This window comes from Rhizobacter sp. P3_B12, assembly GCF_056402895.1.
In genome coordinates this window covers 1-9,314 of record NZ_JBFUGN010000155.1, presented here as the reverse complement: position 1 = coordinate 9,314, position 9,314 = coordinate 1, and the positions used below count along the sequence as shown (strand labels likewise).

Here is a 9,314-nt window from a genome sequence, read left to right as displayed (position 1 = left end):
ATACACGCCGCTGGTGCTGCCGTAGACGATGCGGCGCACGCGCGTCGAACGGGCCAGCGCGTGCAGCAGCGCCGCGGTGCGCGGATCGCCAGTCCCCTCGCCCGGCGGCGGCGCCAGGTGCAGCACCGCGTCGGCCAGGCCGGCGAGGCGGCCGAGCGTCGCCGCATCGTCCAGGTTGCCCGGCAGCGGCACGGCCCCGAGCGCGCGCAGCGCCGGCAGGCGCGCGGGCGACGACGTGAGGGCCAGCACGCGCCAGCGCCCCTTCAGCAGGCGGGCGACGCGCTGCCCGACATCGCCACAGCCGACGATCAACACGGTGGGGCGCTTGAAGCGGGTCGGCAGGTCGGGGCGGAAGGGCATTGGATCGCGGGCAGAATCGAGGGCTGGTTTCGAGGTTACCCCATGACTTTCACCGCGACCGTGCAGCCCAGCGGCACGAGTTTCCAGGTCGATCGCGACGAGCCGATCCTCGCGGCAGCGATCCGCCAGGGCATCGGCCTGCCCTATGGCTGCAAGGACGGCGCCTGCGGCTCCTGCAAGTGCAGGCTGCTCGAAGGCCGCGTGATCCACGGCGCCCACCAGGCCAAGGCGCTGAGCGACGCCGAAGAAGAAGCCGGCTTCGTGCTGACCTGCTGCGCCGCGCCGCAGACCGACGTGGTGCTCGAAGCCCGCACCGTCGCCGGGGCCGGCGAGTTCCCGGTGCGCAAGATGCCGTGCCGCGTCAACCGCATCGAGCGGCCGGCCGGCGACGTGGCGGTGCTGCACCTGCAGTTGCCGGCCAACGACCGCCTGCGTTACCACGCCGGCCAGTACGTCGAGTTCGTGCTGCGCGACGGCAGCCGCCGCAGCTACAGCATGGCCAACGCGCCGCACACGCAGGAGCAGCAACCCGGCATCGAGCTGCACATCCGCCACATGCCGGGCGGCAAGTTCACCGACCACGTGTTCGGCGCGATGAAGGAGAAAGAGATCCTGCGCCTCGAAGGCCCGTTCGGCAGCTTCTTCCTGCGCGAGGACTCGGCCCGGCCGATGGTGCTGCTGGCCAGCGGCACCGGCTTCGCGCCGATCAAGGCCATCGTCGAACACCTGCGATTCACCGACAGCGAGCGCCCCGCCGTCGTCTACTGGGGTTGCCGCAGCCGCGCCGACCTGTACCTGCACGACTGGATGCTGCAGGCAGCCAACGAGCTGCCGTGGCTGAGCTACGTGCCGGTGTTGTCCGAGCCGAAGCCCGACGACGGCTGGACCGGCCGCACCGGCTTCGTCCACCAGGTGCTGATGACCGACCTGCCCGACCTGTCCGGCCACCAGGTGTATGCCTGCGGCGCGCCGGTGATGGTGGAATCGGCCCAGCGCGACCTGGTGGCCCGTTGCGGCCTGCCCGCCGAAGAGTTCTACGCCGATTCATTCACGTCGGAAGCCGACAAGCACCCTGCCTGAGACCCCCTCGATGCACCGCAGACACCTTCTTTCACTGCTCGGCGCCGCCGCGCTGCCCTCCGCAACCCTCGCACAGGCCGGCAAGCCGATCCGGCTCGTCGTGCCCTACTCGCCCGGCGGCCCGCTGGACGTGATCGCCCGCGCGCTGGCCGACAAGGTCAAGGACAGCCTGGGCCTCGTGATCGTCGACAACAAGGCCGGCGCCGGCGGCAACATCGGCGCCGATGCAGTCGCGAAATCGCCGCCCGACGGGCTGACGATCGTGATGGGCGCTGTGGCGACACATGCGATCAACCCGTGGCTGTATGCGCGCATCCCGTACGACCCGATCCGCGACTTCACGCCGATCACCGGCGTGGCGCAGGTGCCGAACGTGCTGGTGATGAACACCGAGACGGCGACGCGGCTGGGCATCCGCAGCGTGGCCGATCTGGTCGCGTATGCGAAGAAGAACCCCGGCAAGCTGAACTACGGCTCCGGCGGCAACGGCAGCGCGGGGCACCTGGCCGGCGAGATGTTCAAGGCGCAGGCCGGCGTCTTCATGGTCCACATCCCGTACTCGGGCGGCAACCCGGCGCAGCTCGCGCTGCTGTCGGGCCAGGTCGACCTGAACTTCGACAACCTGGCGACCGCATCGACCAACATCAAGGCCGGCAAGCTGCGCGCGCTGGCCGTCACGACCACGGCGCGCTCGAGCGCGATGCCCGAGGTGCCGACCATCGCCGAAGCGGGTGGCGGGCTCGCGCACTTCGACGTGAACACCTGGTTCGGCCTGTTCGGCCCGGCCGGCCTGCCGACCGACGTGACGCGCAAGATGAACAAGGCGTTCACCGAGGCGCTCGCATCGCCCGACATCAAGGCGCGCTTCGCGAGCCTGATGGCCGAGCCGATGCCGGGCACGCCGGAGCAGTTCGGCGCATTCGTCAAGCGCGAACGCGCGAAGTACGAGCAGGTGGTGAAAGCTTCAGGCGCGAAGGTCGACTGAAGCCGGCCCCGATTTACTTCTTCTTCGCAGGAGCCTGCGGCTGCGATGCCGGCGTCGTGCCGCCATCCACGCCCAGGCGGCCGCCGGTGCCCAGGCCGCCCTTGACGGTCTGCGCCTTGTAGTTGCGCAGCGACTTCACCATCTGGTTGAACGAATCGGCGAACGCGGCCACGACCACCTTGCCCTGCGGCGTGTTCGCGTAGCCGCCGCCGCCGCCGACCAGCCCGCCGGTGAAGGCGGCGCCGAACATGCCGAAGTCGAAGTTCTTCGCGGTGCCTTCGGYGGCCGAGATCTGCACGCCCGAGCGGTTGTCGATCAGCAGCAGCGTCGTCGACGCTTCATTGCGGCTCACGTTGCCGGCCACCGCGCCCAGCAGGCCCAGCCCGCCGCCGCCGAGGAAGCCGCCACCGCCGCCGGTCTTGCCCGAGAACTGGATCGCCGGGCTCATCGTGTAGTCGGCCGCGACCATCTGGCCCTTGCCGAAGTTGCTGTTGGCGCGCACTTCGCCGCTTTGTTCCAGCGAGCGCTCCTTCATCATGTTGTTCATCGCACCGCCGCGTTCGACGATCACGAAGCAGTTGCTCTGCTGCACCATCAGGCGCAGCACCGGGATGGTGGAGCCCAGCTGGTGCTGGCGCAGCTGGTAGTACCAGGGCGCGGTGGTGTCTTCCTGCACGGCCAGCGTGCCCAGCGATTCGGGGCACTTCTCGAGCTGGCTGTTGCTGTTCTCGGCCGTGCCGCCGCCGGCAGCGCCCGACACGGTGCCCTTGTTCTCGCCCATCGTCGGCATGGTGGACCCGCAGGCGCTGAGCAGCGCGGCGGTGGCGACGGCGACAAGGGACAGACCGGTCAGGCCGGACGGGCGCAGGGTGGCTTGCATGGAAGAACTCCTAGGGGTTGGCGCGGCCCTGGTCCCGGGCCGTTTTGTGCGGGCCAGTATAGGAACGCGACAACGCCGGCGGAACCACCCAAGCGGGTGGTTCTTGCCCCTCAGCGACGCGCTTCGCGGCTCACTCGCCCAGGTAGGCGGCGCGCACTTTCGGGTCGTCCAGCAGCGCCTTCGCATCGCCGTCCATCGTGACCTCGCCCGACTCCATCACGTAGCCGCGGTTGGCCAGCTGCAGCGCCCGGCTCGCGTTCTGCTCCACCAGCAGCACCGTGGTGCCGCGGCTGTGGATGTCGGCCACCACCTCGAAGATCTTGTCGACCATGATCGGCGACAGGCCCATCGACGGCTCGTCCAGCAGCAGCACCTTCGGCTTGGCCATCAGCGCGCGGCCCATCGCCAGCATCTGCTGCTCGCCGCCCGACATCGTGCCGGCCAGCTGGTTGCGGCGCTCCTTCAGGCGCGGGAAGATCGCGAACACCTTCTCGATGTCGGCGTCGATCTCCTTGTCGTTGCGCACGAAGGCGCCCATCTGCAGGTTCTCGGTGATCGTCATCCGCGTGAAGGTGCCGCGGCCCTCGGGCACCATCACCAGGCCCTGCTTGACCAGGTCCCACGGCCCCTGCCCCTTGATCGGCTTGCCGAGGAACTCGATGTCGCCGGCGGCCACCGGCTGCAGGCCGGTCACGGCCTTCAGCGTGGTGGTCTTGCCGGCGCCGTTGGCGCCGATCAGGCTGACCAGCTCACCTTCGTTCACCTCGAACGACACGCCCTTCACGGCCTGGATGCCGCCGTAGGCGACCTTGAGGCCCGAAACTTTCAACAATGTTGTGGACATCACAACCCTTCACTCTGAATAGCAAAAGAATTCGACCCAGCGGCCGCCGCGGAACCGGCTTTGCCGGGCCGCTGGCGGCGCCCCCTTGAGGGGGAGGCGCCGAAGGCGCTTCGGGGGTGGGTCATCCAGTTGTCTTGTGTCCGGCACCGAGGTAAGCCTCGATGACTTTCTCGTTGCGTTGCACGTCGGCCGGCGTGCCTTCGGCGATCTGCTTGCCGTAGTCGAGCACCGTGACGCGGTCGCACAGGCCCATCACCAGCTTCACGTCGTGCTCGATCAGCAGGATCGTGCGGCCGTCGTTGCGGATGCGGTCGATCAGCTCGCGCAGCACGACCTTCTCGGTCGCGTTCATGCCGGCGGCCGGCTCGTCGAGCGCGATCAGCTTCGGGTCGGTGGCGAGCGCGCGCGCGATCTCCAGCCGGCGCTGGTCGCCGTAGCTCAGCGTGCGCGCCTTGAACTCGGCGTACTTGCCGATGCCGACGTAGTCGAGCAGCTCCTGCGCACGCTTGGCGATCGCGGCCTCCTCGGCCTTGAAGCCGCCGGTGCGGAACACCGCGCCGATCAGGCCCGAGCTGGTGCGCACGTGGCGGCCCACCATCACGTTCTCGAGCGCCGTCATCTCGGCGAACAGCCGGATGTTCTGGAAGGTGCGCGCGATGCCGGCCTTCGCCACCTCGTGCACCGCGGTCGGCTGGTAGGGCTTGCCGCCCAGCTCGAAGCTGCCGGAGTCGGGCGTGTACAGCCCTGTCAGCACGTTGAAGAAGGTCGTCTTGCCGGCGCCGTTGGGGCCGATCAGGCCATACACCTGGCCGGCCTCGATCGAGATGCCGACATCGGAGAGCGCTTGCAGGCCGCCGAAGCGCTTGGAGACGCCACTGACCTTGAGAACAGTTTCTGCCATGCGGAGCTCCTTGTTGTTATTTGGTCGGGACGGGAGCCGCCTTGCCGTGCTCCGGCGAAGGCCACAGGCCCCGCGGGCGCGACAACATGATGGCGATCATCGCCAGCGCGATCAGCAGCTGGCGCAGGATGGCCGCATCGAGCCGGCCGTCGGTCATGTTCTGCAGCGGGCCGGCCACGTAGCGCAGCACCTCGGGCAGCGCAGACAGCAGCAGCGCGCCGAGGATCACGCCCGGGATGTGGCCGATGCCGCCCAGCACCACCATCGCGACGATCATCACCGACTCCTGCAGGCTGAACGATTCCGGCGAGATGAAGCCCTGGAAGGTCGAGAACAGCACGCCCGACACGCCGCCGAAGGTGGCGCCCATGCCGAACGCCAGCAGCTTCAGGTTGCGGGTGTTGATGCCCATCGCCTTGGCCGCGATCTCGTCCTCGCGGATCGCCATCCACGCGCGGCCGATGCGCGAGCGCTCGAGCCGGTAGCAGATGACCACGCTGATGACCACCAGCGCCAGGAAGAAGAAGTAGTAGCTGGTGACCGGCGGCAGGTCGATCACGCCGAACAGCGTGTGGCGCTTGCCCAGGTCGTAGCCGAGGAAGTTGAACGAATCGATCTGCGCCAGCCCCTTCGGGCCGTTGGTGATGTTGACCGGCGCATCCAGGTTGTTCATGAACACGCGGATGATTTCACCGAAGCCGAGCGTGACGATCGCGAGGTAGTCGCCGCGCAGCTTCAGCGTCGGTGCACCCAGCACCACGCCGAAGATGCCGGCCACCAGCGCGCCGATCGGGATCGCAAGCCACCACGGCGTGTGCAGCCCGCCCGGGAACATCTCGGCGATGCGCGGGAAGGTCTCGGCCAGCTGCGGCGACGCGAGCAGGCCGAACAGGTAGGCGCCGACCGCGTAGAACGCGACATAGCCCAGGTCCAGCAGGCCGGCGTAGCCGACCACGATGTTCAGGCCGAGAGCGAGCAGCACGTACAGCAGCGCGATGTCGAGGATGCGCACCCAGGCATTGCCGAAGTACTGCGCGATGAAGGGCACGATCGCCAGCACGATGGCCGTGGCGATCCAGGTCCCGAGCTTGTTGTCTCTGAGGTTCATGGTGGGATTCCTTGTGCGCTCAGGCGCGGTCCGCGACACGCTCGCCGAGCAGGCCCTTCGGGCGCAGCGTCAGCACGAGGATCAGCACGATGAAGGCGAAGATGTCCTGGTAGTGGCTGCCCAGCACGTCGCCGGTCAGGTCGCCGATGTAGCCGGCGCCGAGCGACTCGATCACGCCGAGCGCCACGCCGCCGACCATCGCGCCGGCCAGGTTGCCGATGCCGCCGAACACCGCGGCCGTGAAGGCCTTCAGCCCCGGCAGGAAGCCCATCGAGTGCTGCACCGAGCCGTAGTTGGCCGCGTACATCACGCCGGCCAGCGCCGCCAGCGCGGCACCGATGATGAAGGTGGCCGAGATCACGGTGTCGGGCTTGACGCCCATCAGGCTCGCGACGCGCGGGTTCTCGGCGGTGGCGCGCATCGCACGGCCCAGCTTGGTGCGGTTCACGAGGTACATCAGCCCGGCCAGCGTGATCGCGGTGACGACCAGGATCAGGATCTGCACGGTGTTGATCACCGCGCCGCCGATGAAGAAGGGCTCGCTCGGCAGCAGGATCGGGTACGACTTGTAGTTCGGCTTCCAGATGATCATCGCGAGCGTCTGCAGCAGCAGCGACATGCCCATCGCGGTGATCAGCGGCGCGAGCCGCGGCGCGGTGCGCAGCGGCCGGTAGGCCACTTTCTCGATCGTGAAGTTGAGCGCCGAGCACACCACGATGGCGGCGATCAGCGAGATCAGCATCAGCAACCAGCCCGGCATGCCGGTGCCGGCCAGCGCCGTGACGACCGTCCAACTGGTGAGCGCGCCCACCATCAGCACCTCACCGTGCGCGAAATTGATCAGGTTGATGATGCCGTAGACCATCGTGTAGCCCAGTGCGACCAGCGCATACACGCTGCCCAGCACCAGACCGTTGATGATCTGCTGGATGAAGGTATCCATGTGAAAAGTCTCCTGCGGAAATCCAAGGCGGCAGCCTTGTCGATTCAAAGAACAGCTGCCGCGCGAAGCCAGCCACCGTTCCCTGTAGCAAAAAGCCCGCCGTGGCTATCTGGCGGGCTGCGCTGCACCTAAATGACGCGGTGGCGGCGGATTCTAGAGGGCGCTCACCGCGAAAACAGGCCTCGATTACCCGGGCGGAACAGAACAAGTCTCGGCGTTTACCCGAATCATCAGCGTTTCCTGCTGGACTCCTCGTTCAGCCGACGCAGTTCCTGCAGGCGCTCTCCGATACGCAGTTCCAGGCCGCGCGGCACGGGTTCATAGAAGCGCGGCGTTTCCATATCGTCGGGCCAGTAGCGCTCGCCGGCCGCGAAACCGCCCTCTTCGTCGTGCGCATAGCGGTACTCGCGCCCGTAGTCGAGGTCCTTCATGAGCTTTGTCGGTGCGTTGCGCAGGTGCAGCGGCACCGGGCGGGTGCCGTCCTGCTGGATGAAGCTGCGCACGGCCTTGTAGGCGGCGTAGACGGCGTTCGATTTCGGCGCCATCGCGAGGAACACCACCGCCTGCGCGAGCGCCAGCTCCCCTTCGGGCGAGCCCAGGCGCTCGTAGGTCTCGGCCGCATCCAACGTCATCCGCAGCGCGCGCGGATCGGCCAGGCCGATGTCCTCGCTGGCCATGCGCACCAGGCGGCGCGCCGCATAGCGCGGGTCGACCCCACCATCGAGCATGCGCACGAACCAGTACAGCGACGCATCGGGATCGCTGCCGCGCACGGATTTGTGCAGCGCCGAGATCGTGTCGTAGAACTGCTCGCCACCCTTGTCGTAGCGGCGCAGCTGCTCGCCGAGCGATTTCTCGAGCTGGGCCTCGTCGATCTCGGCCGCGGTGCCGGCCATGCGCACCAGGTTCTCGTAGGCGTTCAGCAGGCGCCGGGCGTCGCCGTCGGCATAGCCGATCAGGCGCTTCGCCGCCGCCTCGCTCATCGGTGGCGCTGCCAGCAGCGCGCGGGCGCGCTCGAGCAGCGTGGCCATGTCGGCGTCGTCCAGGCTCTTCAGCACATGCACCGTGGCACGCGACAGCAGCGCCGAGTTGACCTCGAACGACGGGTTCTCGGTGGTCGCGCCGATGAAGGTGAACAGGCCCGATTCGACGTGCGGCAGGAAGGCGTCCTGCTGCGCCTTGTTGAAGCGGTGCACCTCGTCGACGAACACCACCGTGCGGCGGCCGCTGGTTCGGGCGGCGTTGGCGCGCTCGACCGCCTCGCGGATGTCCTTCACGCCGCCGAGCACCGCCGAGATCGCGATGAACTGCGCATCGAACGCATCCGACATCAGCCGCGCCAGCGTCGTCTTGCCGACACCCGGCGGGCCCCACAGGATCATCGAATGCAGCCGGCCCGATTCGAACGCGACGCGCAACGGCTTGCCGGGGCCGAGCAACTGCTGCTGGCCGATCACGTCGTTCAGCGTGCGCGGCCGCAGGCGCTCGGCGAGCGGCGCCTGGCGGTCGGCCTCGGCTTCATCGAAGAAGGGGAGCTGCTGCTCGGCCATCTGGCTACTGCTCGATCAGGTCCGCGCCTTTCGGCACGTTGAACACGAAGCGGTCGGGCGCGATCGGCGCATTCGCCGCAAAGCCATTGAACTGCAGCAGCGAGCGCTGGCCGAAGCCGTCGGTGATCTCGATCGCGGCCAGGTCCTTCGCCTTGAAGCCGACGCGCACCGCCTGGAACGCGCTGTCCTTGGCCTTCGGCGTCGCCTGCACCCACGACAGGCCGTCCTTGTCGGGCAGCGGGGCGAGTTCGAAATCCTTCTCGAGCGAACCGCCCGCGAGCAGCGCGGCCGGCGTCGCGCCGAGCGCCTGCGTCAGCTTGCGGGAGCTGGCCTGGTTCAGGTCGGCGTCGTAGATCCAGACCTTCTGCCCGTCGGCGACGATCAACTGGTTGACCGGTTTCGCGTAGGCGAAGCGGAAGCGGTTCGGCCGCGCGAACTCGAACGTGCCGCTGGAGTTCTTCTTCTTGACGCCGTCGGGCGCGGTGACGGTCTGCGTGAACGCGGCCTTGCCGCTCTTCACGTCGCGCACGAACTCGCGCAGCGTGTCGACCGCGTCGGCGTGGGCCGCGGCGGCCGCGGTGGCGAGCAGCAGCGCCGCCAGTGAACGAACAGCCTTCATGCGGCGGGGGCGGTCATTCATCGCATCATTCATCACGATTGGGC

Annotated in this window: 10 protein-coding genes; 2 read left to right on the top strand and 8 right to left on the bottom strand. The window is 68.2% G+C overall.

From position 1 onward, the window contains the following. On the bottom strand, nt 1-360 hold a 360-nt coding region (locus AC1D01_RS11155), incomplete at its 3' end, for an NAD(P)H-binding protein (protein ID WP_477866104.1). 42 nt (nt 361-402) lie between these two features. Here AC1D01_RS11155 and AC1D01_RS11150 point away from each other — a divergent pair. Both AC1D01_RS11150 and AC1D01_RS11145 read left to right on the top strand, forming a co-directional pair. Further along, nucleotides 403-1,440 carry a CDP-6-deoxy-delta-3,4-glucoseen reductase gene (locus AC1D01_RS11150; protein WP_477866102.1) on the top strand — a complete coding sequence of 346 codons (1,038 nt, stop codon included), beginning with the start codon at nt 403-405 and terminating at the stop codon, nt 1,438-1,440. A gap of 10 nt (nt 1,441-1,450) precedes the next feature. Next, nucleotides 1,451-2,425 (top strand): Bug family tripartite tricarboxylate transporter substrate binding protein, encoded by a 975-nt coding sequence (locus AC1D01_RS11145; RefSeq protein ID WP_477866100.1) that lies wholly within the window; start codon nt 1,451-1,453, stop codon nt 2,423-2,425. A 13-nt stretch (nt 2,426-2,438) separates the two neighbouring features. Here the strand turns inward: AC1D01_RS11145 and AC1D01_RS11140 are convergent, their stop codons facing one another. The 7 genes from AC1D01_RS11140 to lolA all read right to left on the bottom strand — a co-directional run bounded on the left by AC1D01_RS11140 (nt 2,439) and on the right by lolA (nt 9,291). After that, the gene (locus tag AC1D01_RS11140; protein WP_477866098.1) at nt 2,439-3,305 is read right to left on the bottom strand and encodes a CsgG/HfaB family protein; all 867 of its coding nucleotides are present in this window, start codon (nt 3,303-3,305) and stop codon (nt 2,439-2,441) included. A 130-nt stretch (nt 3,306-3,435) separates the two neighbouring features. Next, nucleotides 3,436-4,149 (bottom strand): ABC transporter ATP-binding protein, encoded by a 714-nt coding sequence (locus AC1D01_RS11135; RefSeq protein ID WP_477866097.1) that lies wholly within the window; start codon nt 4,147-4,149, stop codon nt 3,436-3,438. Between the two features lie 121 nt (nt 4,150-4,270). Beyond that, nucleotides 4,271-5,050 carry an ABC transporter ATP-binding protein gene (locus AC1D01_RS11130; RefSeq protein ID WP_477866096.1) on the bottom strand — a complete coding sequence of 260 codons (780 nt, stop codon included), beginning with the start codon at nt 5,048-5,050 and terminating at the stop codon, nt 4,271-4,273. A 16-nt stretch (nt 5,051-5,066) separates the two neighbouring features. After that, nucleotides 5,067-6,158: a branched-chain amino acid ABC transporter permease gene (locus tag AC1D01_RS11125; protein ID WP_477866095.1), complete on the bottom strand. Its 1,092-nt coding sequence runs from the start codon at nt 6,156-6,158 to the stop codon at nt 5,067-5,069. A gap of 19 nt (nt 6,159-6,177) precedes the next feature. Next, nucleotides 6,178-7,101 (bottom strand): branched-chain amino acid ABC transporter permease, encoded by a 924-nt coding sequence (locus AC1D01_RS11120; protein ID WP_047507538.1) that lies wholly within the window; start codon nt 7,099-7,101, stop codon nt 6,178-6,180. Nucleotides 7,102-7,331: 230 nt separating this feature from the next. Continuing rightward, nucleotides 7,332-8,651, bottom strand: a complete 1,320-nt coding sequence (locus AC1D01_RS11115; RefSeq protein WP_477866094.1) for a replication-associated recombination protein A — start codon at nt 8,649-8,651, stop codon at nt 7,332-7,334. Nucleotides 8,652-8,655: 4 nt separating this feature from the next. Further along, nucleotides 8,656-9,291, bottom strand: a complete 636-nt coding sequence (gene lolA / locus AC1D01_RS11110; RefSeq protein WP_477866093.1) for an outer membrane lipoprotein periplasmic chaperone LolA — start codon at nt 9,289-9,291, stop codon at nt 8,656-8,658. Nucleotides 9,292-9,314: the final 23 nt, after the last annotated feature.